18 protein-coding genes are annotated in these 20,724 nt (G+C 66.0%); 8 read left to right on the forward strand and 10 right to left on the reverse strand.

Features of this window, described 5'->3' with window-relative positions:
* Nucleotides 1–2: 2 nt before the first annotated feature.
* Together ACWKV7_RS00740 and greB are read left to right on the forward strand one after the other, a co-directional pair.
* A complete protein-coding gene (locus ACWKV7_RS00740) occupies nucleotides 3–2,507 on the forward strand; it encodes an ABC transporter permease (protein ID WP_483855716.1) in 2,505 nt (834 codons plus the stop codon).
* Nucleotides 2,508–2,570: 63 nt separating this feature from the next.
* On the forward strand, nucleotides 2,571–3,068 hold the full coding sequence (greB, locus tag ACWKV7_RS00745; protein ID WP_483855717.1) for a transcription elongation factor GreB: 498 nt from the start codon (nucleotides 2,571–2,573) through the stop codon (nucleotides 3,066–3,068).
* A 6-nt stretch (nucleotides 3,069–3,074) separates the two neighbouring features.
* On the opposite strand, the gene ACWKV7_RS00750 is transcribed toward greB, so the two are convergent.
* The gene (locus tag ACWKV7_RS00750; RefSeq protein WP_483855718.1) at nucleotides 3,075–3,383 is read right to left on the reverse strand and encodes a class I SAM-dependent methyltransferase; all 309 of its coding nucleotides are present in this window, start codon (nucleotides 3,381–3,383) and stop codon (nucleotides 3,075–3,077) included.
* 184 nt (nucleotides 3,384–3,567) lie between these two features.
* On the opposite strand from ACWKV7_RS00750, the gene thpR reads away from it, so the two are divergent.
* From thpR to ACWKV7_RS00765, 3 genes are all read left to right on the forward strand, one after another.
* On the forward strand, nucleotides 3,568–4,086 hold the full coding sequence (thpR, locus tag ACWKV7_RS00755; protein WP_483855719.1) for an RNA 2',3'-cyclic phosphodiesterase: 519 nt from the start codon (nucleotides 3,568–3,570) through the stop codon (nucleotides 4,084–4,086).
* Between the two features lie 228 nt (nucleotides 4,087–4,314).
* On the forward strand, nucleotides 4,315–5,259 hold the full coding sequence (locus tag ACWKV7_RS00760; protein ID WP_483855720.1) for an alpha/beta fold hydrolase: 945 nt from the start codon (nucleotides 4,315–4,317) through the stop codon (nucleotides 5,257–5,259).
* A 58-nt stretch (nucleotides 5,260–5,317) separates the two neighbouring features.
* Nucleotides 5,318–6,340: a lipase secretion chaperone gene (locus tag ACWKV7_RS00765; protein WP_483856267.1), complete on the forward strand. Its 1,023-nt coding sequence runs from the start codon at nucleotides 5,318–5,320 to the stop codon at nucleotides 6,338–6,340.
* A 16-nt stretch (nucleotides 6,341–6,356) separates the two neighbouring features.
* Here the strand turns inward: ACWKV7_RS00765 and ACWKV7_RS00770 are convergent, their stop codons facing one another.
* Both ACWKV7_RS00770 and ACWKV7_RS00775 read right to left on the reverse strand, forming a co-directional pair.
* A complete protein-coding gene (locus ACWKV7_RS00770) occupies nucleotides 6,357–6,791 on the reverse strand; it encodes a DoxX family protein (RefSeq protein ID WP_483855721.1) in 435 nt (144 codons plus the stop codon).
* Nucleotides 6,792–6,890: 99 nt separating this feature from the next.
* Nucleotides 6,891–8,303 carry an MltF family protein gene (locus tag ACWKV7_RS00775; RefSeq protein ID WP_483855722.1) on the reverse strand — a complete coding sequence of 471 codons (1,413 nt, stop codon included), beginning with the start codon at nucleotides 8,301–8,303 and terminating at the stop codon, nucleotides 6,891–6,893.
* 176 nt (nucleotides 8,304–8,479) lie between these two features.
* On the opposite strand from ACWKV7_RS00775, the gene ACWKV7_RS00780 reads away from it, so the two are divergent.
* A complete protein-coding gene (locus tag ACWKV7_RS00780) occupies nucleotides 8,480–9,310 on the forward strand; it encodes a TatD family hydrolase (RefSeq protein WP_483855723.1) in 831 nt (276 codons plus the stop codon).
* A 211-nt stretch (nucleotides 9,311–9,521) separates the two neighbouring features.
* Entirely contained in the window at nucleotides 9,522–11,003 is a 1,482-nt protein-coding gene (locus tag ACWKV7_RS00785; protein ID WP_483855724.1) for a methyl-accepting chemotaxis protein, read from the forward strand.
* 113 nt (nucleotides 11,004–11,116) lie between these two features.
* Here ACWKV7_RS00785 and ACWKV7_RS00790 read toward each other — a convergent pair whose 3' ends face one another.
* The 5 genes from ACWKV7_RS00790 to ACWKV7_RS00810 form a co-directional block, all read right to left on the reverse strand.
* Nucleotides 11,117–11,911, reverse strand: a complete 795-nt coding sequence (locus ACWKV7_RS00790; RefSeq protein ID WP_483855725.1) for an acyl-CoA thioesterase — start codon at nucleotides 11,909–11,911, stop codon at nucleotides 11,117–11,119.
* 112 nt (nucleotides 11,912–12,023) lie between these two features.
* Nucleotides 12,024–12,782 carry a CHAD domain-containing protein gene (locus ACWKV7_RS00795; protein ID WP_483855726.1) on the reverse strand — a complete coding sequence of 253 codons (759 nt, stop codon included), beginning with the start codon at nucleotides 12,780–12,782 and terminating at the stop codon, nucleotides 12,024–12,026.
* Nucleotides 12,783–12,800: 18 nt separating this feature from the next.
* A complete protein-coding gene (locus tag ACWKV7_RS00800; protein ID WP_483855727.1) occupies nucleotides 12,801–14,792 on the reverse strand; it encodes a transglutaminase TgpA family protein in 1,992 nt (663 codons plus the stop codon).
* Nucleotides 14,789–15,748, reverse strand: a complete 960-nt coding sequence (locus ACWKV7_RS00805; RefSeq protein ID WP_483855728.1) for a DUF58 domain-containing protein — start codon at nucleotides 15,746–15,748, stop codon at nucleotides 14,789–14,791. The genes ACWKV7_RS00800 and ACWKV7_RS00805 overlap by 4 nt, the downstream gene beginning before the upstream one ends.
* The gene (locus ACWKV7_RS00810; protein ID WP_483855729.1) at nucleotides 15,748–16,665 is read right to left on the reverse strand and encodes an AAA family ATPase; all 918 of its coding nucleotides are present in this window, start codon (nucleotides 16,663–16,665) and stop codon (nucleotides 15,748–15,750) included. The genes ACWKV7_RS00805 and ACWKV7_RS00810 overlap by 1 nt, the downstream gene beginning before the upstream one ends.
* Before the next feature lie 157 nt (nucleotides 16,666–16,822).
* Between ACWKV7_RS00810 and ACWKV7_RS00815 the strand changes: the two genes are divergently transcribed.
* Nucleotides 16,823–19,555 (forward strand): cation-transporting P-type ATPase, encoded by a 2,733-nt coding sequence (locus tag ACWKV7_RS00815; RefSeq protein ID WP_483855730.1) that lies wholly within the window; start codon nucleotides 16,823–16,825, stop codon nucleotides 19,553–19,555.
* On the opposite strand, the gene ACWKV7_RS00820 is transcribed toward ACWKV7_RS00815, so the two are convergent.
* The gene (locus ACWKV7_RS00820) at nucleotides 19,525–19,803 is read right to left on the reverse strand and encodes a hypothetical protein (protein WP_483855731.1); all 279 of its coding nucleotides are present in this window, start codon (nucleotides 19,801–19,803) and stop codon (nucleotides 19,525–19,527) included. The two genes, ACWKV7_RS00815 and ACWKV7_RS00820, sit on opposite strands and share 31 nt — an antisense overlap.
* Before the next feature lie 147 nt (nucleotides 19,804–19,950).
* Nucleotides 19,951–20,682 (reverse strand): substrate-binding periplasmic protein, encoded by a 732-nt coding sequence (locus tag ACWKV7_RS00825; RefSeq protein WP_483855732.1) that lies wholly within the window; start codon nucleotides 20,680–20,682, stop codon nucleotides 19,951–19,953.
* Between the last annotated feature and the right edge of the window lie 42 nt (nucleotides 20,683–20,724).

The following is a 20,724-nucleotide window of genomic DNA, read 5'->3' on the forward strand; positions in this document are numbered from 1 at the left end:
AGATGAGCGGCTTGCCCTTCTCGCGCCTGGTCGCCTTGGCATACCGTCAACTGCTGCGCGATTCACGGGCCGGCGAATTGCGCGTGCTGTTCTTTGCACTACTGGTAGCAGTCGCCGCCAGCAGTGCCATCGGCTATTTCAGTGCACGCCTGAACGATGCCATGTTGCTGCGGGCAAGCGAGTTTCTCGGCGCCGACCTGGCGCTCAACGGTAGCTCGCCGGCAACGGCCGAGCAGATCGAAGCAGGCCGCCTGCTGGGTCTCAAGCATGCCAGCCTGGTGGAGTTCTCCAGCGTCATCGCCACCGACGACGGCCTGCAGTTGGCCAGCGTCAAGGCCGCGGACGATGCCTACCCCTTGCGCGGCCGACTGAAAAGCGCCCCTGCCCCCTACCAGGCCGACGTCGAGGGTCGCGGACCACAGCCAGGCGAAGCCTGGGCGGAAACCCGTCTGTTCGCCGCTCTCGATCTCAAGGTGGGAGACCACATCGAAGTCGGCGAGAAATCCCTGCGCCTGACCCGCGTGCTGACCTACGAGCCGGATCGTGCGGGAGACTTCTATAGCCTTACGCCTCGCGTCTTGATGCACCTCGACGACCTGGCCGCCACAGGCATCGTCCAGCCGGGAAGCCGGGTGCGCTATCGCGAACTCTGGCGCGGCGAGCCGGGGCTGCTGGGCCGCTATCGCCAGCAGATCAAGCCGACCCTGGCCGCCAACCAGACGCTGCAGGACGCCCGCCATGGCAATCGCCAGCTCGGTGGCGCCCTGGCTCGGGCCGAGCGCTACCTGAACCTGGCGAGCCTGGCCGCCGTGCTGTTGTCCGGTGTGGCGGTGGCGCTGTCGGCGGCGCGTTTCGCCGCACGCCGCTTCGATGCCAGCGCGATGCTGCGTTGCCTGGGTCTGTCCCGCCGGGCAACCCTGGGGCTATATGCCACGCAACTGGCACTGCTCGGCTTTGTTGCCAGCGCTTGCGGCGCCCTGCTGGGCTGGCTTGCGCAGTACGGCCTGTTCTACCTGCTGCGGGATTTGCTGCCGGCCCAGGTGCCAAGCGGCGGGCCGCTGCCGGCGCTGGCAGGCATGGCCACGGGAATGGTCGCCCTGGCTGGATTCGCGCTGCCACCCCTGGCCGCCCTTGGCCGGGTTCCGCCGCTGCGGGTGCTGCGGCGCGATTTGCTGCCGGTGCCGCCGAGCGCATGGTTCAGCTACGGCCTTGCGCTGCTTGCACTCGGTTTGATCATGTGGCGCCTGAGCCTGGATCTGAAGCTGACCCTCTCCCTGCTCGGCGGTGGGCTGCTCGCCAGCCTGCTGCTCGGCGGCCTGCTGTTGCTCGCCCTGCGCGGCCTGCGGCGCTTGCTGGCGCGCGCCAACCTGGCCTGGCGGCTCGGGCTCGGCCAGTTGCTGCGCCACCCGCTGGCGGCGGCCGGACAATCACTGGCGTTTGGCCTGATCCTGCTGGCCATGGCGCTGATCGCATTGCTGCGGGGCGAACTGCTGGACACCTGGCAGGACCAGCTTCCGGAAAACGCGCCCAATCACTTCGCCCTCAATATCCTGCCCGCCGATAAACAAGCCTTCGCCGAGCGCCTGGCCGGACTGTCGCCCTATCCGGCGCCGCTCTATCCGGTGGTACCGGGCCGCCTGGTGGCGATCAACGACGAGCCGGTGCGCAAGGTGGTCAGCAAGGACTCGCGCGGCGAGCGCGCGATTCGTCGCGACCTCAGCCTGACCTGGGCCAGCGACCTTCCGCCAGACAACCAGTTGACCGCCGGGGAATGGTGGCAGGCCAGCGAAGCCGACATGCTACCTGGCGTGTCGGTGGAGGCCGAACTGGCGCAAAGCCTGGGACTGAAGCTGGGCGACCGCCTCAGCTTCACCGTCGGCGGAATGACTCGCGATGCACAGGTCGCAAGCCTGCGCAAGGTGGACTGGGACAGCTTCCGCCCGAACTTCTACATGATCTTCGAACCCGGCACCCTGCAGGATCTACCCGCCACCTATCTGACCAGCTTCTATTTGCCGCCCCGCCATGAGCGGCAACTGGTGGAGTTGGCCCGCGCGTTCCCGGCGGTCACGCTGCTGCAGGTAGAAGCCCTGCTCGCGCAGTTGCGGGCGATTCTTGCCCAGGTCACCCTGGCCGTGGAGTACGTATTGCTGTTCGTGCTGGCTGCCGGTCTTGCCGTGCTTTTCGCCGGCCTGCAGTCGACCCTCGACGAGCGCATTCGGCAAGGCGCCCTGCTGCGCGCCCTGGGCGGCGAGAGGACGCTGCTGGTCAAAGCCAGGCGCATCGAGTTCAGCCTGCTCGGCGCAGCCAGCGGCCTGCTCGCCGCCATCGGCTGCGAACTGGTCAGTGCCCTGCTCTATCACTATGCGTTCGACCTGCGCTGGCAGCCGCACCCTTGGCTACTGCTGCTGCCGTTGGCCGGCGCATTGCTGATCGGCGGTGCAGGAGTGCTTGGCACCCGTCGCGCATTGAGTGCCAGCCCACTGACCGTGCTGCGGGAGGCCTGAGGCTGTGATCGGCCACCCCGTGACTGGTAAGATCGCTACCTTTTCTTGACCCTGTCGATCCCCATGAGCCGCTATCGTCCACCCCGCTCTGCCGGCACCCCGTTGATCACGCCCGAAGGCGAAGCGCGTCTACGTGCCGAGCTCCATGAGCTGTGGCACGTGCGCCGCCCCCAAGTGACCCAGGCGGTCAGCGAAGCCGCCGCCCAGGGCGATCGCTCGGAGAACGCCGAGTACACCTATGGCAAGAAGATGCTGCGGGAAATCGACTCGCGCGTGCGCTTTCTCACCAAGCGCCTGGAAAGCCTCAAGGTGGTCGGCGAGCGTCCCGCCGACCCGCACAAGGTCTACTTCGGCGCCTGGGTTACCCTGGAAGACGAGGATGGCCAGGAGGCTCGCTATCGCATCGTCGGCCCGGACGAACTGGACCTGAAACAGAACCTGATCAGCATCGACTCGCCGCTGGCGCGGGCACTGGTGGGCAAGAGTCTCGATGCCGAAGTGACCGTGCAGGCGCCGACCGGACCGAAGACCTGGTACGTGATCGCCATCGACTATCCCTAAGCGCCGCTAGCGGCGGACGATCAGCCCCTGCCGGGCGACCCGCGTCAGATCCCGCACTACTTGCTCCAACGCCTGCGCCATAGGTGCCTGGATGACCGCCAGATCGAAGCTGTCGGTGGCATACGATGCCAATGATCGTTCGTCGATGACGAACTGCACGAGGAAGTTGCGCGGCCGTCGCTGCCTCCTGGGCCAGCCATCGAGATAGCGCAGCAGGGTCGGCTGGTGGGTACCGCCGAGAAGGATTTTCAGATTGCGTTGCGTCAGCCCGGAGGTGATCGGGGCCAGCCGCAGCTGGGGTTGGGGACAGGTCATGCTGTCGGGTCTCCGCCTCGTGAATCCCGCTGGGCAGCGGTGAGAGGCGACACCGAACCAGCGCTTTAGCGGTATTTCGAAGTCGGGAGAGACTTCCGGCGCCCCGCAAGTAGCTGTTTAAATCGGCGCATGGGTCGGGATGCTAGAGAAGCCGGCCGGATACTGTCAAGGCACGGAGCCAGCCATGACCACGCCACCGCTGCGCCTGTTCTTCGCCCTGCCCTGTCCGCTGCCGCTTGCCACGGCCGTGGCGACCTGGCGCAACAGCCTGCCGCCAGGCGGTCGACCGGTGGCACCCGACAACCTGCACCTGACTTTGGTCTTCCTCGGCAGCCAGCCCCGCGGGCGCTTGCCGGAGCTGAAACGCATTGGCGAGCGTGTGCGCATCGCCCCCTTCGATATCTGCCTGGATCAACTGGAGCGTTGGCATGGCGGCCTGCTGCACTTGCGCGCCAGTCAGCCTCCAGCAGGGCTGCTGGAGCTCGAAAGGCAACTGCGCGAGCGCTTGACCGGTGCCGACTTCGTGCTGGAAAGCCGCGCCTTCCACCCCCACCTGACCCTGGCCCGGCACTACCCGCAGCATCCAACCGCCACGCCCCCAACCTTCGATTGGTCAGCCGACCGATTCACCCTCTTCGCCTCGGAAAACAGCCCCAGAGGCAATCGCTATCGCGCCCTCGCCTGCTGGCCGCTGCGGCCTTAGGTCGCAAACAAGCGTTTCACCGGGTAACAGCGAAGCGGCGCTCCGTCCAGCGCCGCGACCACCGAAACCACCGTACAAGCCGCGCCCCAGAGCCCTGGCCAGCAGGTGGTGGAAAGCTGGCACGGATTGTGCGCCGCCCCCTGGCGCTGCCGTACCCGCCCAGGACAGGCGTGGCGACTCGCAAGGAAGCATCGAACTGCCCGATCCACCACCCTTTCGAGAGCGCCCATGAACAACAACAAGACCTTGCTCGCCCTCTGCCTTGGAGTCGGCCTGGCCGCATCCGGGCAAGCCCACGCATTTTTCTTCGGTTCCTCCGGCTACACCGAAACCAAATACCCCGTCGTACTCACCCACGGCATGCTCGGCTTCGACAGCCTGCTGGGCGTCGACTACTGGTACGGGATTCCCTCGGCCCTGCGTCGCGACGGTGCCAAGGTCTACGTCACCGAAGTCAGCCAGCTGAACACCTCGGAAGCCCGGGGCGAAGAGTTGCTGGAGCAGGTCGAGGAAATCGTCGCCATCAGTGGCAAGCCCAGGGTCAACCTGGTCGGTCACAGCCACGGCGGCCCGACCATTCGCTACGTTGCAGCGGTACGTCCTGACCTGGTCGCCTCGGTCACCAGCGTTGGCTCGCCGCACAAAGGCTCGGCTACCGCAGACTTCATCCGCCGCGTCCCGGAAGGCTCTGCTGGCGAAGCCCTGCTGGCCGGAATCGTCAACGGCCTCGGCGCGCTGATCAATTTCCTCTCCGGCAGCAGCAGCGATTCGACGCAGAACGCCCTCGGCGCGCTGGAGTCGCTCAACAGCGAAGGGGCCGCGCGTTTCAACGCCAAGTTTCCCCAGGGCCTGCCGAGCAGCGCCTGCGGCGAGGGCGCCTACAGTGTCGGCGGCATTCGCTACTACTCCTGGAGCGGCACCAGCCCATTGACCAACCTGTTCGACCCCAGCGACCTGATGCTCGGCGCCAGTGCCCTGACGTTCGGCAGCGAAGCCAACGATGGCCTGGTCGGCCGTTGCAGTTCGCACCTGGGCAAAGTGATCCGCGACAACTACCGCATGAACCATCTGGACGAAGTGAACCAGACCCTCGGCCTGACCAGCCTGTTCGAGACGGACCCGGTGACCGTCTACCGGCAATTGGCCAATCGCCTCAAGAACGACGGCCTCTAAGCCGCCCGGCCCGGGGCCACCGAGACCCCGGGCCAACCACCGGACCTCCGTCATGCCGCTGAAACGACTTCTCTTGCTTCTGCCGGTGGGTTTTGCCGCTGGCGTGGCCCTGCTGCTTTATCTCGAACCGCAAGCGCCGCCTGCCCAGGTCTTCCAGACGCCCGCCACCCTTCGCCCCGGGCAGCCAGCCACGGCGCCCGCCGATGAGGTTGCTGCGCAGCGGTCGTCCGGCGCCAACAAGCCTCTGCCAGCCTCTCTGGTCGGCACCCAGGTGGACGGGATTTTCCGCATCGATGCGGCGGGTAACCTGCTGATCAGCGAAGACATCCGACGCATCTTCGATTACTTCCTCAGCTCGATCGGCGAGGAGCCGCTGCGCGACAGCGTCGACCGCCTGCGCGCCTATATCGCCGCACAACTGCCGCCGCCCGCTGCCGAACATGCGGCAGCGTTGCTCGACCAGTACCTCGCCTACAAGCGCGAGCTGGTCCAACTGGAGCGCGACCTGCCGCAGTTGCCGAGCCTGGAAGCCATGCGCCAGCGCGAAGCGGCGGTGCAGGCGCTGCGCGCTCGGCTGTTCGACGGTGAGGTATTGCAGGCGTTCTTTTCCCGGGAAGAAGCCTATAACCGCTTTACCCTTGAGCGCCTGGCGATCCAGAACGACACGACGCTGGATGCACAAGCCAAGGCCATCGCCGTCGACCGCTTGCGCGAAAGCCTGCCTGAAGACCTGCAAGCCAGCGTGCTACCGCAATTGCAGAGCGAGCTGCGCAGCCGCACGGCGCAATTGCAGGCCGGGGGCGCCAGTGCCATGCAGATTCGCCAGCTGCGCCAGCAACTGGTGGGTGCCGAGGCCACGGCACGCCTTGAGCAATTGGATCGGCAGCGGCAAAGCTGGAAGCAGCGGCTGGCCAACTACCAGACCGCCAAGGCGGAAATCGACGCCAATCGAGGCTTGAGCGACGGCGACAAGCGTGCAGCCATCGCCCGACTGGCCGAAGAGCAGTTCGACGAGCACGAACGCCTGCGCCTGGAAGCCGCCGAACAACTGGCGGCCTCGCGCAGCAAGCCCGACGCCTGACGCGCCGGGCGCCGGCTCAGCCGGCGATACGGCGGTCCAGCGAGAGTTTGCCGCCCCCGTCGATCAGCAGCGCCACGCTGACGGCCAGCAGTGCCAGGGCGTATTCATAGCCGTTGTTGCTTATGAAAAAGCCGTTGCCGATGTGCACGCTGAAGATCGCCACCAGCATGGTCACCGCCAGCACGGCCGACGCCGGGCGCACGAGCAGCCCGACTACCAGCGCCAGGCCCCCGAAAAACTCGGCACTGCCAGCCATCAGGGCCAGCAGGTAGCCCGGTGCCAGACCGATGCTTTCCATCCACTGACCGACCCCCACCAGGCCATAGCCGCCGAACCAGCCAAACAGCTTCTGTGAACCATGGGCAGCGAAGGTAAGTCCGGCGACGATGCGCAAGACGGTAGCGCCGTAGCCGGCCTGAGTGGAGAGCAGGGATTTGATCAGGGTGTTCATGTGGACTCCGAAGGACGTGTTGTGCGGACACCCTTAGACTAGCCCATCAGGCCGATATAAAAAGCGCAATATACGGCTTTCAACAATCGATCAATTCGATCATTTCCTATCGCTCACTTCTCGCTGCGGCTCCAGGTGATAGCGCTCCCGGGAAAAAGCCAGGTGGTATTTGTTGACGCTACTGACATAGTTGACGACCCCCATGCCGAACTGCTCCATGGCGATGCGCTCGACCTGGAAAAACCACTGGTTCGGGTTGAGTCCACGGCGCCGGGCTTCGGCGCGCATGCTTTGCACGCGTTGCGGTCCCATGTTGTAGCCGGCCAGCATGAAAGCCATGCGCTCGCGGTCGTTGAGCCGGGCACTGGCGAAGAAATTGCGGCGAATGCGCGCCAGGTAGCGCACGCCAGCCTGGACGTTGCCATCCAGGCTCCGGTAGTCGCCTATGCCGACGCTGCGCGCCGCCACCGGTGTGATCTGCAGCAGGCCCGTCGCGCCCCCCGCACCGCGCGCGGCCGGGTTGAGGGTCGATTCCTTGTAGGCCAGCGCGGCCAGCGCCAACCAGTCCATGTCCTCCTGCTGGGCATGCCGCTGCAGCACCGGGCGGACCTTTTCCAAGCGCTGGCGATCGGCTCGTGCCAGCGGGAAGTGCACTTTGTACAAACGCCGGTAGATGCGCTGGAAGGCCGCGTCCTGGTTGGAAGAGCCGTGGTAGCCCTTGAGAAAGCGGTCGACGCTGGCACGCAGCATGGTCGCGTCGCGCAACATGAACCAGCCGATGTCGCCCTGGTTGGCCAACACCAAGTGCCGTTCGATGCGCAGCTTCGGCAAGACCTTGGCCCAGCGCTCGGCAATCGGTTGTTCCACGGCGGTCAGCGGATAAATGCCCGCCTGGACCATCTCCAGCACGTCTTCCACCGCCAGGCTTGGATCGACCCACTCGATGAGTATCGGCGCCTTGCCGTGCTCGGCCAGTTGCAGGTTGATCGAACGCAACGCCGCCCCGGCGGCACTGCCGATCGGCAGAGCGATACTGCGCCCGGACAGTTGCTCGAAGCGCTGGTAGCGCCGATCGCCCTGGCGGCCGACGATCACCAGTGGAACCTGCCGCAGGATTGCCGCACTGCCGCTGATGCCCCGCGGGCGCTCGGCAAACAGCTCGCCCGGTACGACGAGGTCACCCTCGCCTCGCTGCAGCGCCGCAAACAAGCGGTCCTTAGCCAGCGGGACGATCTTCAGGGTCAGTCGCCGCCCCTCCCCGGCGTTGCGATTGAGGAATTGCTCGAAGGCGCGCAAACGCGGATATTCGCTGCCGATCGGCTGCCCCTTGACCTCTCCCGAGCTGTTACGACTCTGGTTGATCAATACTCGCAACACGCCGCCGCTGCGAATCTCCGCCAGATCGCGGGTCTTGCCCGACTGCCAGGTTTCCGGCGGCCCGACCACGCGCGCGACTGCCAGCTGAGGCATGAGCACCAGCAGACACAGCAGAAGCAATAGAGGTCGAATCATGGCTCTCTCGGAAGCGAACGCCGCAGCCCGCGCGGGGCGCGGAGGTTGGCACAGGCAGGGCGCGAACGCCAGCCGCAGACATCATGTGAAATTGATAAAGCCGCTTCAAATAACTGAAAATCAAAGAGTTTCTCTTTAAAACCCTTCACTGGAACCACTCCTCCAAGGTAGGCACCATGCAACTCATCGACATTGGCGTCAATCTGACCCACGCAAGCTTCGCTCGGGAACGTGAGGCACTGCTCGCTCGCGCTTACGCCGCAGGCGTCGTGCAATTGATGCTGACCGGCACCAGCCTGGCGGATAGCGAGCAGGCGCTGGCCCTCTGCCAGGAACTGGATGAATCCGCGCAGCGGCTGTTCAGCACCGCCGGCGTGCATCCCCACGATGCCAGCGAGTGGAACAGCGCCAACGCCGTTCAGTTACGCGCCCTGCTACAGGAGCCGCGGGTGCGCGCCGTGGGCGAATGCGGTCTGGACTTCAACCGCGACTTCTCCCCGCGCCCGCAGCAGGAAAAAGCGCTGGAGGAACAACTGGCCCTCGCCGTGGAACTGGGCATGCCGGTCTTCCTCCACGAACGCGACGCCGATCAGCGCCTGCTGGCGATCCTGCGCCACTACCGCGACCGCCTGCCGGCGGCGGTCGTGCACTGTTTCACCGGTGAGAAGCGCGCACTGTTCGGCTACCTGGATCTAGACCTGCACATCGGCATCACCGGCTGGATCTGCGACGAACGCCGCGGTACCCATCTGCATTCGCTGGTGCGGGAAATTCCCGTCGGCCGCCTGATGCTCGAGAGCGACGCCCCCTACCTGCTGCCACGCAGCCTGCGGCCCAAGCCAAAGAGCGGACATAACGAGCCGGCGTTTCTCCCGGAGGTACTGCGCGTGGTGGCCACGCATCGCAGCGAGTCGATCGAGCGACTTGCCGCCCACACCAGCGCCTGCGCCAGGGCGTTCTTCGGTCTGCCGGAGCTGCCATGCGCACAACCGGCTGAGCGGGACTGACCTGCCGCCGCGGCGAAGCAGCCGACTCCGCCGCCAGGACCGGAAGAAAGTCCATGAAAATCGCACGCCGCCTCCCTCAAGAGCTGCGCAGGAAGGCCGTTAACCTGTTCGGACCGGGCTTGATCCGTGTCAACGGCCCGCGCCCGGCCATTCGGCACTATGCCACTTCCTCGGCAATCCCCGATCGGCTCAATTGAACAAAGAGAACACCATGAGCGCCTGGATTCGCGATATCTCTCTGAAATACAAGTTCTGGGCCGTGAACGCGGTCGCCTTCTTCACCAGCCTGCTGCTGGTGCTCTATGCCATGCATCTGGAGCAACAGGGTCGCGCGACCCAAGCCCAGGCGGCCGCGCAAGCCCAGGCGCAGGTGCTCTCCGGCTGGCCGACCGGCCAGGCACTACCCAACCAGGCACAGTTGCTGCGCTTCGCCGCCGGCGAAACGCCGCGTCTGGGCAGCAGCGACGGTGCCGCACTGGCCCGTGGCCGCGGCTGGGTTGCCTTGGAACATGACGCCCTGTTCGGCAAGGATCCACTGATCGGTGCCCAGGTGCTCGATCTGGGCGAGGGCCAGCGGGTGGCCGTGCTGGCCCGCGCGCCGAGCTTGTCCCAGGTCTTCGCCGACCGCGCCTTCAGCTATGCCTGGGTCGTCGGGCTGCTGATGCTGATGCTGCTGGCCGCCTCGCAGCTACTGATCCACTTCCTGCTCACTCACCTCAACACCCTCAAAGATGTAATGCTGCACGTGGAGAAGAGCGGCGACCTATCCGCCCGCGTACCGCTCGACTGCCGCGACGAGGTCGGGCAGATGGCCAATGCGTTCAACGCCATGCAGGCCGGCTACCAGCGCGTGGTGAGCACCGTCGCCCAGTCCGCCGAACGCCTCGATGAGGGCGCCAAGCGCCTGGCCAAGAGCATGACCGAGGTGCGCCAGGGCATGCTCGCCCAGCAGAGCGAGACGGACCAAGCCGCCACGGCAATCAACGAAATGTCCGCCACCGTTCACAACATCGCCCGGCACGCGGCGGACACCCGCGATCAGTCGAAGAACGCCGATCAACTGGCCGGCGCCGGCCAGCAGGTGGTCGGGCGCGTCAGCCAATCCATCGCCGGGCTGTCCAGCGGGGTCCAGCAGACCGCCGAGATGATCCAGAAGCTGGCCGAAGACAGCCAGCGCATCAGCAGCGTGGTCAATGAGATCCACGGAATTGCCGAACAAACCAACCTGCTCGCCCTCAATGCGGCCATCGAGGCAGCCCGCGCCGGCGAGATGGGCCGCGGTTTCGCCGTGGTTGCCGACGAGGTGCGCAATCTCGCCAAGCGCGTGCAGGACTCTACCGACGAAATCACCCAGATGATTGCCGCCCTGCAATCCGGCACCCGCGACGCCGTGGAGTTCATGCAGGAAAGTTCGCTGAAGGCCGATGGCTGCGTGGAGCAAGCCGAGGAAGCCGGCGAGGCATTGGCGGCGATTGCCGGTGCAGTGGCGCAGATGCGCGACAGCAATACCCAGATTGCCGTGGCCGCCGAACAACAGAGCCAGGTCGCCGAGGAAATGAGCCGCTCCGTGGTGGGTATTCGCGACGTCACCGAACAGACGGTGAATCAGACCGTCGACTCCGCCGCCACCAGCGCGGAACTGGCCAGCCTATCCAGCGACCTGAGCAAGGCAATCCGGCAGTTGAAGCTCTAACAGGGCGTTGAAAAATGCAGTATTGCCAACGCGATGCAGGTCGTTTTTCAACGGCCTGCTGATCGCGTGGCCGGGGCGGGGCGTTCCGTTCGAGACGCTCCGGGCCGCTGGTTTCAGCCGAACACCGTCACGGTCTGCCGGCTCAGCGCCACCAGCTCACCCGCCGGGCTCCACAGGGCGGCGGCGATATGCCCATAGCCATCGCGGGCGTGCTCGATGGTTGCCCGATACAGGCACCAATCCTGGGTGCTCAACCGCGGGCTGGGCTGCACGAACTCGATGGTCCAGGTCAGCGAACTGCCCGGCACCGGGGTGCGCAGGTGCGGCAATGTGGCTGGCGGCCAGGCGTCGACCAGCGCCAGCAGGTGCGCCTCGTCCACCGGCTCGTGCGGGTGGTCGCGCAAGCGCACCCAGCCGCCCATCTCTCGCGACGGATTATTGGTGAACGGCATGCCGCCGACACCCCAGCGCATCGCCAGATAGCGAGTGAATTCCGGGGTAACGCCCTTGACGTAGGGCAGTTCCTGGCACGTCTCGAGTGCCTTCATGGAGGGTGCGGCCTCGGCCTCGACCGCAACCGCCGACTCCCGTGACGCGCCGAAGCTGCCCTGTACCAGGGTCACCACCTGGTCGTTCTGCAGCGCTTTGCCGAGCACCTGGCTGACTGCCTTGCCCTCGCGCAACACCTCGACCTCGAAGCGCGTCGGCGTATTCACCGACAGCGGGCCGACGAACGTGATCGCCAGCGATCGCACCGGACGTCCGGAGGGCACCCGGGCACGCATCGCTTCATAGACCATGGCCACAGCCAGGCCGCCGAATCCGGCGCGCCCCTGCCCCCAGGTCTCGGGGACGACTACCGCGTCGGGATGGCGACGCACCGCCTGGATCAGCTCGGAAAAAGTCATGCTTACCTCGATGACGTGGACTACCGGGCGATCTTATCGGTGGCCGGTGGCAGAGGATAGGGAGCAAAGATGGCACTCAGGCCAATCTATCGGCGGAAATGACACCAGGGCATTATCCGTCGCGGAGGTGCTTCTGCAATGAGAGCAGTGCCTGGTCGCTTTCCCGCTCCGCGGTGTGCAAGGCTTCTCGCCAGACCGCCGCCAGCGGCGTCAGGGACGGGTCCCGCTCCGCGCGTGCCAACCATTGCAGGCGGTCGTGCCAGCCGCCCAAGGCTGACTGCGCCTGTTTCAATGCCAACCATGCCGACGAGGATACCCCGGCCAACTGCGGGTAGCGCTCGGCACCGTAGCGCACACGCTTGACTAGCAACCGCAGGCGATGACGATCATGGGCCGGATCGCGCAATGCCCGCTCCAGGCGCCTGCGCTGCTTGCCCAAGCGCTTGCGCAGCCGATTGCGCAACCCCTTTAGCAGGCCTTGGCGCTGTGCCTGCCGGAGGTGCCCGGGCCAGGCGTCCAGGGTTTCATGCAGCCGCCGCAACGCCGCTCCCTCGAGCAACCCACGATAGCCGTCCGTCAACGCCGCCTGGTGTGCCGCGGACCGTTCCAGCCGGCGCAACTCCTCCAGCCAGACTTCTTCGTCTCGCAACGGTCCGCTCGACCGCGCCAGCTCGACAGCGGCTTGCTCCAGGGCCTCGCTACCCGGTAGCTCGCGCAGCGGGCGCAACAGGCTGCGCAGGGTACGCAGCGCGATGCGCAGATCGTGCAATGCTTCCGGGTCGGTCCCGGCAGCCAGGCGCGCGCCGCTGGCCTGCAGGCTCACCTGCAGGCGCAATACCTGGGCCACCAGTTGATCGGCTAGCCTGCTCATTTCATCCCTCCCCTGAACTCATCCCGCACGGGTCAAGCGCCAAGGCAGTGACCTGCGCACCCGCTGCAAGGCCTTGCGCAGTTCGCTCGGCGAGCGGCTCACGCCGGCATAACGCTGTGCTTCATAGAGCCGCACGAAGGCGCGAATGGCGTCGGCCTGGACCGGCAGGCTGCGCGCCGCGCGCTCGGCAAAGGCGCGTGGCCCTTCTCCGGGCGAACGGTGCAGGCCATGGCGATCGAGCAGTCGCTCGAAGCGGGAAAAGACTCTCTGCTGAGCATCGCGCTCACGACGCCAGGGCTTGAACAGCAGCAAAGCCAGCAGGCCGATCAGCATCGCCCCTCCACCCACCAGGGCGATGCCTACGGTTCGGGCTTCGACACCGCCGAACCAGCGCTGGAGGAATTGCAGCTGCTGTTCGCCTTGGTAACCGAGTACCCAGCGCTGCCAGTCGTAGTTGAGGTTATCCCAAGCCAGTCGTAGTCGGTTGATCCAATCCACATGGCGAAAACGCAGCGGCGACAGCGGCGAGCCCTCCAGGAAATCCTGCTCCGCACCTATCGCCTGCTCGAGCCCTTGCTCGATGCGCTCGGGCGCCACCTGGAAAGTAGGATCGACACTGATCCAGCCTTGTTCCCGGTCCCAGTACTCGACCCAGGCGTGGGCGTCCAGCTGCCGCACGGCCAGGTAATTGCCTGCCGGATTGAACTCCCCGCCCTGGTAGCCGGCCACCACGCGGGCCGGGATGCCGGCGCCACGCAACACGAAGGTCATGGCACCCGCGTAATGGGCACAGAAGCCGCGGCGACTGTCGAAGAGGAATTCGTCGATGCTGTCGGCGCCCAGCACAGGGGGCTTCAGTGTGTAGACATAGGGTTCCCGGTTGAAATGCGCGAGCAGTTCGGCAACCAGAGCCTGCGGTTCGGCATGCCGCGCGCGCAGCTCGCTGGCCCAGGCACGACTGCGTGGGTTGCCCTGGGCCGGGAGCTGCAAGGTGGCCCGGCGCCCATAGGCAATGCGCGAAGGCTCGCGCAGCGCGTCTGGCCAGGAAACGACCTCGTAGAGCAGCGGTTTGTTGATCGGCCGACGCTGTTCCAGACGGAAGTCGCTCATCTGCCGCACGCCAGTCCCATCCGCTTCGGCAACCGTCAGCGCAAACATCCAATGCTGGCCGGTCGGCTGCATGATCACGCTGTAGCTGACCGGTTGGCCGCGCTTTTGCCAGGCCGCCGCCGGCAGGAACGGGCCGTCCGGTGACTGGGACCAGCGCCGGCCATCGAACTGCTCCAGGGTCAGCCCACGCCAGTAGAGTTCGGAGCGCGGCGGCAAAGGCCCATCGAAGCTGGCGCGGAACACCAGCGCATCGGACTGGCTGAGTTCGGCGATATCCCCGGGCGCCATGCTGTCGGCCAACCCGGTGACGCCCTTGGCATTGGGCTGCGGCAGCGACCACAGCGGCCCCAGCCGCGGGAAGAACACGAACAGCAGCAGCATCACCGGCAACGCCTGCAACAGCAGGCTCGCCGCCAGGCGCAGGGTCGGCCAGGGCCGCTCGGCGAATGTGCTTTGCTGCAAGCCGATCAGCGCCGCCAGCAAGGCAGTAATGGGCAGCAGGCTGAACAGCGCCGCGAGCATGCTGTCGTCGAACAGATAGGCAGTCACAACCACGAAGAAGCCGAGGAAGATGAGCACCAGCGCATCGCGGCGGCTGCGCATTTCCACCAGTTTGAGAATGAACGCAGCGATCAGCAGCACCACCCCGGCATCCAGCCCGATCAGTCCGCCCCGGGAAAGAAACACGCCGAAACCGGCACCGACCATCAGCCCGGCCTTGGCCAGGCCGTTCGGGTAGCTGGCGCGCATGCGGAAAATCTGGATGCGCCAGGCCGCGCAACCGAGCCAGAGCCCGACGATCCACATCGGCAGGTGCGCCAAGTGGGGCACAATCACCAGCGCCTGGGCCACCAGCAACCAGATCAGGCTGATCCGCGGAATCGGCTGGATCGCGCTCATGGGTAGATCCCGTACAGCGCCAGCGCGCGCAGACAGGCATCGCGGTGGGATTCGCCGATATCGGGCCCCAGCACACTGCCCGGCAGGCGCAATGCGAACGGATGCTGGCGCTCGGAAAACTGCAGCACCCAGTAGCTGAGCAGCGACAGTCTACTTTCCAGATCTCCGCTCAGGCCTTCCAGATCCAGCCACAGGTCACTGCCGGTCAGTGCCGCGAAGTCCTTGACCAGGAGACCCTGGCCACGGGAATAAGCCTTCCAGTGCAGCCGTCGCTTGGAGTCGCCAGGTTGATAGACTCGCAGCCCCTGGTAGTCGTCCGCGCCCTGCCCCAGTACGCGGCTGCCGTCCTGCTCGTCGTCCTCACCGGCACCGACGCTGCTCGGCAGGTCCCCTTCCAGCGGGCGCGGATAGATCAACGCGGCCTGCTCCAGGTCGACCCAGGACCAGGCCACCAGAATGCCCAACGGGAAACGGCTCTCCACCCGCAGCCGCCCCGGGCGCAGCCAGCCACGGCGTGTTGCCGGGATGTGCAGCTCGCATTCGCTGACGCCGTCGACTGCTACGTCGACAACCCGCAACTCGGCCGGCGGCCAACCAATGGCGATAGCCTGGTGGGACCGGCCGCTGCTTTCCAGGCGAACGCGGAAACGCGCCCGCTCGCCGACGAAGACCGCCCCCGCGCCGGCGGCATGCAGGCTCAGCCCGGCCAGGTTGCGATAGGTGTGCAGGATGGCGACGACGAAGACCGAAGCCAGCAGAAAGGTCAGGCCGTAGGCCAGGCTGTTCTGATAGTTGATCGCCGCCAGCAGCATCAGCACCAGGGCGGCACCAAAGGCCACCCCGGTACGGGAGGGAATGATGAAGATGCGGCGCTGGTTGAGCAGCACGCTGGAAGCCGGGGGAATGCGCCGGTTCAGCCAGTGGTTCCAGCGCGGCTTGATTTGCCGTTCCAACATCAAAGCGCCGGCACCTCGCTGAGCAGCCATTGCACCAGCGCACCGCCGCCGTGGCCGCTGGGATCGGCGCGCTCGCGCAGGCGGTGGCCAACCACGGCAGGCAACACCGCCTGCACGTCTTCCGGGATTACATAGTCGCGGCCGGCCAGATAGGCCCAGGCACGGGCGGCTGCGAGCAGTGCGAGGCTGGCGCGCGGCGACAGGCCCCAGGCGAACTGCGACTGGCTGCGCGTCGCTTCCACCAGGCGCAGCACGTAGTCCACCAGCGCATCGCTGGCCCGTACCTGCGGCACTTCCGCCTGCAACGCTGCCAGCTCGGCATGATCGAGTAGCGGCTCCAGCCGCGGCAACAGATCGCGCCGGGCTTCGCCGAGCAAGAGCGCCCGCTCCGCAGCCTTGGCCGGATAGCCGAGGGACAGGCGCATCAGGAAGCGGTCGAGCTGGGATTCCGGCAGGGCGAAGGTACCGCCCTGGCTCACCGGGTTCTGCGTGGCGATGACAAAAAACGGCTCGGGCAACGGCCGGGTCGAGCCCTCGATGGTCACCTGCCCCTCTTCCATCGCCTCCAGCAAGGCGCTCTGGCTTTTCGGCGTGGCACGGTTGATCTCGTCGGCCAGGACCAGCTCGGCAAAGATCGGCCCCGGATGGAAGACAAACTGTCCGGTGTCCTTGTCGAACACCGAGGTACCGAGGATGTCGCCGGGCAACAGGTCTGAGGTGAACTGGATGCGCTGGAAGCTCAGGCCCAGCACGCGAGCCAGGGCATGGCTCAGGGTGGTCTTGCCCATGCCCGGCAAGTCTTCGATCAACAGGTGGCCGCGAGCCAGCAGACAGGTCAGCGCCAGGCGCACCTGGGGCTGCTTGCCGAGCAGCACTTGGTTCACAGACTGCAGAACGGCGTCCAGTTTCGTGCGCATGCATCACTCCTCTTGTGAACCGTCGATGCTAGCGGGCCGGCGGCGCCTCGGCAAAGCGCCTGCAATCTTTGCTGACGAATACGTGAATTGATCCAGGCCAACACAATTTCCGTGGCCAGGCCCTAGGCTGCAATCGACCGTCTCCGCGAGCTTATCCATGCATCAGCAACGTTCGCACATCCACTGGCACGCACAGCCCGGCAGCGACAGCCTGGCGGCGCTCGAGTGCGGCCCGGAAGGCCTCAGCAGCGCCGAAGCCGAGCGACGCCTGGCCGTGCATGGCCCCAACCGCCTGCCGGCCCGTCGTGACCGCAATCCCCTGAAGCGCTTCCTCAGCCAGTTTCACAACCTGTTGATCTACCTGTTGCTGGTTGCCGGCCTGGTTACCATCGGCCTGGGCAAGTGGCTTGACAGCACCGTCATCTTCGCCGTGGTACTGATCAATGCGTTGGTCGGCTTCATCCAGGAGGGCAAGGCCGAGCAGGCCATGCATGCCATCCAGCGCTTGCTCACCCTCGACAGCCGCGTACGCCGCGACGGCTCATTGCAGAGCATAGCCGCCGAGCGCCTGGTGCCCGGCGATCTGGTGCATCTGGAAGCAGGCGATCGGGTACCAGCCGACCTGCGCCTGCTCGACTGTCGCGATCTGCGGGTCGACGAAGCCGCGCTGACCGGCGAGGCCGTGCCCAGCGAAAAGCAGAGCACACCGGTGGCGCCCGACGCCTGCCTCGGCGACCGGCGCAGCATGGCCTACTCGGGAACGCTCGTCAGCGCCGGCAGCGGTCGCGGACTGGTGGTGGCCACCGGCGAGCGAACCGAACTGGGACGCATCGACCGGCTGCTCGGTGGCGTGCAGCAGCTACAGACGCCGCTGCTGGCCGACATGGCGCGCTTTGCCCGGCAACTGACCGTGATCATTCTCGGCCTGGCCGCACTGACTTTCGCTTTTGGCGTGTGGCTGCGCGGTTACTCCGCCGCCGACATGCTGCTGGCCACGGTAGGCCTGGCGGTTGCCGCGGTGCCCGAAGGGTTGCCGGCGGTCCTGACCATCATCCTGGCGCTTGGCGTGCAGCGCATGGCCAGGCGCCATGCGATCGTTCGCCGGCTGCCAGCGGTGGAAAGCCTTGGGGCGGTGACGGTGATCTGCTCGGACAAGACCGGCACGCTCACCCGCAACGAAATGACCGTGCAGCAGGTGTACACCGCCGCCAATCACTACCGCATCGACGGGGTCGGCTATGCGCCCGAAGGCGGCATTCGCGATGCCCGAGGCAATCCGTGCGTACCTGGCCAGGCGCAGGACCTGCTCGAACTCGCCCGCGCCGGCCTGCTGGCCAACAGTGCCAGCCTATGCCTCGCTGACGAGAAATGGTGTATCAGCGGCGACCCCACCGAGGCTGCCTTGTTGACGCTGGCGGGGAAGCTCGGTCTGGACTGGCGCGGCGAAGCGCAGCAGCTACCCCGGATCGATGCCATCCCCTTCAGTTCGGAACGCCGCAGCCTGGCCAGCCTGCACCATGACCATGCCGGTCATGCCCTGGTCTACCTGGTGGGCGCGCCGGAGCGACTGCTCGAAGCCTGCAATCGCCAGTGGCGCGACGGCACGCCGCAGCCGCTGGACCTGCGTCATTGGCATCGGGTTCTCGCCGAGGGGGCCAGCCAGGGCCTGCGCATGCTCGGCCTGGCATCGCGACCGTTGTGCGCACCTAAGCAGGCGCTCGACGAACAAGACCTGCATGGCGACTTCATCCTGCTCGGCCTGGTGGGCATGCTCGACCCGCCAAGGGAGGAAGCCATCCGGGCAATCGCCGAGTGCCATGAAGCTGGCATCGACGTGAAGATGATCACCGGCGATTACGCCGCTACCGCCGCGGCCATCGCCAGCCAGCTGGGGCTGGGCAATGCCGCACCGCTGACCGGCGCCGAACTCGACCAGCTTGACGACTTCGAGCTGGACGCACGCCTGGCCGGTACCCACGTCTTCGCCCGCACCAGTCCGGCGCACAAGCTGCGCCTGGTCGAGCGCCTGCAGGCACGGGGCGAACGCGTGGCGATGACCGGCGATGGCGTCAACGACGCCCCGGCGCTCAAGCGTGCCGACATCGGCATCGCCATGGGCGTGAAGGGTACCGAGGCGGCCAAGGAGGCGGCACAGATGGTCCTGGCCGACGACAATTTCGCCACCCTCGCCCATGCGGTCGGCGAGGGACGCAACGTCTACGACAACCTGCGCAAGTCCATTCTGTTCATCCTGCCCACCAATGGCGGCGAGGCCCTGGTGTTGCTGGTAGCCATCGCGCTGGGCCTGACCCTGCCGATCACCCCGCTGCAGATTCTCTGGGTCAATATGATCTCGGCAGTGACCCTCGCCCTGACGCTGGCGTTCGAGCCGGCGGAAGGCGACCTGATGCGACGTCCGCCTCGCGACCCTCGCGCGCCCCTGCTCGACGGCCAACTGCTGTGGCGCCTGCTGTTCGTTTCGCTACTGCTCACCTGCGCCAGCCTCGGTCTGTTCCTCTACGCCCAGCGACTGGATTGGAGCCTGGAGGCCGCGCGCACGCTTGCAGTCAACGCGCTCATCGCCGGCGAGATCGGCTACCTGTTCAGTTGCCGCCGGCTGGGCGGGCCGGCCTCGTTCGGCTGGCGGGCGAATCCCATGGTGTGGTGCATGGTGGTGCTCCTGGTGCTGCTGCAGCTGGTATTCAGCTATTGGGGGCCGCTGCAGCGCCTGTTCGCCACTACCGCCCCGGACTGGCGAACCTGGGCCTGGTGCCTGGCGGTAGCGGCAGGCGTGTGTCTGCTGGTGGAAGCGGAAAAGGCCGCAGCGCGCTGCCTATCGGCAAGCCGGCGGGCTGGACCTCAGCGCCCGGCGCGGGATTCGCGGATGTAGAAGCGGGCCTTCTCCGCCTTGCGCGTGCAGCCCTGGAAAGCTTCGAACTGCTGCTGGGTCTTGGCCCCGGTCAGCAGGGTCAGCGCCTTGGAATAGCTGACGGTGCCGGAGAATCCTTCGGCCTTGGCCAGGTCCAACTCGCGCCACGCGGCATCCAGCTGGTTTGCACAACTGTCGCGGTAGGCAGTTTTGCCCGCACAGCCGGCCAACAAACACACCAGCAGGGCCAGTACGCACTTCGCTTTCATCGCTAGAACTCTCCAACGGCAGATGATGATGGAGCAGCATTCTAGTGCCGAGGACTGTCGGGCGGCAGCCAGCACGTGAAATTCATCGTGGTTTCGCCAAGAGCGGGACGACGGGAGTTACCGCCGTCGCCCGGCGGTGGCCCACGCCTATTGCAGGCCGTATTTCGCCTTCATCGCCTGAATGTCGGCGGCGCTGCTCTTGAGGAATTCGTTGAATTCCTCGATCACCTTGCCATGCTCCAGGGTTGAGAGCTTGTAGGAGCCCTCGGTGTGGGGCAAGGATTCGTCGAACACCAGCGCCCCGGGCTGGTTAAGCACCTTCTCGAGTTGATAGCGACCTACGTCGACATTCATGTAGACGCCATCGACGCGACTGTTGATGCCCTGCTGCAAGGACTGCTGGAAGTCGCTGACCTCCTGCACCTTGAGCTGTCCTTTGCTGGTCAGGTCCAGGTAGTCCCACGGTGTGAAACCACGCACGGTGCCCAGACTCTTCAATTGCCCGACCCCCTTGCCCTTGTTCGCCGGTAGCACCAGCACACCGTCGATAAAGCCCACCACCGGGTCGGAATAGGTGATGTTCTTGCCCTGGCGCATGCCTTCCTGCCAGTTGGCGTTGTCCGGATACTTGAAGTCCAGCTCGCCCGCGAAGAACGACTCGTACAACCGCGCCACCGGCAATGCGCGATATTCGAAGCTGTGGCCCTTGGCCTTGGCGAAGGCATCCAGCACGTCGCGGGCAAAACCGCTGAACTGCCCGCCCTCGTTGCTGTAGTGGGGGTAGTAGTTGAGGGCTTCGACGCCGACGACATAATTCTCCGCCGTGGCCTCGCCGAACCCCGCGACTGCCAGCGCGGCTGCCAGTAATGCTTGCTTCATGAATCTCTCCTGTGGCGATCCTGTTGTCCTCACAGACTAGAA

The sequence above is a fragment of the Zestomonas ipomoeae genome (assembly GCF_057128665.1).

What these genes read in the sequence shown, in the direction of transcription:
- ACWKV7_RS00785 (WP_483855724.1), top strand. Translation starts at nt 9,522, where the DNA reads ATGAGCGCCTGGATTCGCGATATCTCTCTGAAATACAAGTTCTGGGCC.
- ACWKV7_RS00800 (WP_483855727.1), bottom strand. Translation starts at nt 14,792, where the DNA reads ATGAGCGCGATCCAGCCGATTCCGCGGATCAGCCTGATCTGGTTGCTG.
- ACWKV7_RS00740 (WP_483855716.1), top strand. Translation starts at nt 3, where the DNA reads ATGAGCGGCTTGCCCTTCTCGCGCCTGGTCGCCTTGGCATACCGTCAA.
- ACWKV7_RS00820 (WP_483855731.1), bottom strand. Translation starts at nt 19,803, where the DNA reads ATGAAAGCGAAGTGCGTACTGGCCCTGCTGGTGTGTTTGTTGGCCGGC.
- ACWKV7_RS00805 (WP_483855728.1), bottom strand. Translation starts at nt 15,748, where the DNA reads ATGTTGGAACGGCAAATCAAGCCGCGCTGGAACCACTGGCTGAACCGG.
- ACWKV7_RS00795 (WP_483855726.1), bottom strand. Translation starts at nt 12,782, where the DNA reads ATGAGCAGGCTAGCCGATCAACTGGTGGCCCAGGTATTGCGCCTGCAG.
- ACWKV7_RS00780 (WP_483855723.1), top strand. Translation starts at nt 8,480, where the DNA reads ATGCAACTCATCGACATTGGCGTCAATCTGACCCACGCAAGCTTCGCT.
- ACWKV7_RS00815 (WP_483855730.1), top strand. Translation starts at nt 16,823, where the DNA reads ATGCATCAGCAACGTTCGCACATCCACTGGCACGCACAGCCCGGCAGC.
- ACWKV7_RS00775 (WP_483855722.1), bottom strand. Translation starts at nt 8,303, where the DNA reads ATGATTCGACCTCTATTGCTTCTGCTGTGTCTGCTGGTGCTCATGCCT.
- ACWKV7_RS00825 (WP_483855732.1), bottom strand. Translation starts at nt 20,682, where the DNA reads ATGAAGCAAGCATTACTGGCAGCCGCGCTGGCAGTCGCGGGGTTCGGC.
- ACWKV7_RS00770 (WP_483855721.1), bottom strand. Translation starts at nt 6,791, where the DNA reads ATGAACACCCTGATCAAATCCCTGCTCTCCACTCAGGCCGGCTACGGC.
- greB (WP_483855717.1), top strand. Translation starts at nt 2,571, where the DNA reads ATGAGCCGCTATCGTCCACCCCGCTCTGCCGGCACCCCGTTGATCACG.
- ACWKV7_RS00760 (WP_483855720.1), top strand. Translation starts at nt 4,315, where the DNA reads ATGAACAACAACAAGACCTTGCTCGCCCTCTGCCTTGGAGTCGGCCTG.
- ACWKV7_RS00750 (WP_483855718.1), bottom strand. Translation starts at nt 3,383, where the DNA reads ATGACCTGTCCCCAACCCCAGCTGCGGCTGGCCCCGATCACCTCCGGG.
- ACWKV7_RS00810 (WP_483855729.1), bottom strand. Translation starts at nt 16,665, where the DNA reads ATGCGCACGAAACTGGACGCCGTTCTGCAGTCTGTGAACCAAGTGCTG.
- thpR (WP_483855719.1), top strand. Translation starts at nt 3,568, where the DNA reads ATGACCACGCCACCGCTGCGCCTGTTCTTCGCCCTGCCCTGTCCGCTG.
- ACWKV7_RS00790 (WP_483855725.1), bottom strand. Translation starts at nt 11,911, where the DNA reads ATGACTTTTTCCGAGCTGATCCAGGCGGTGCGTCGCCATCCCGACGCG.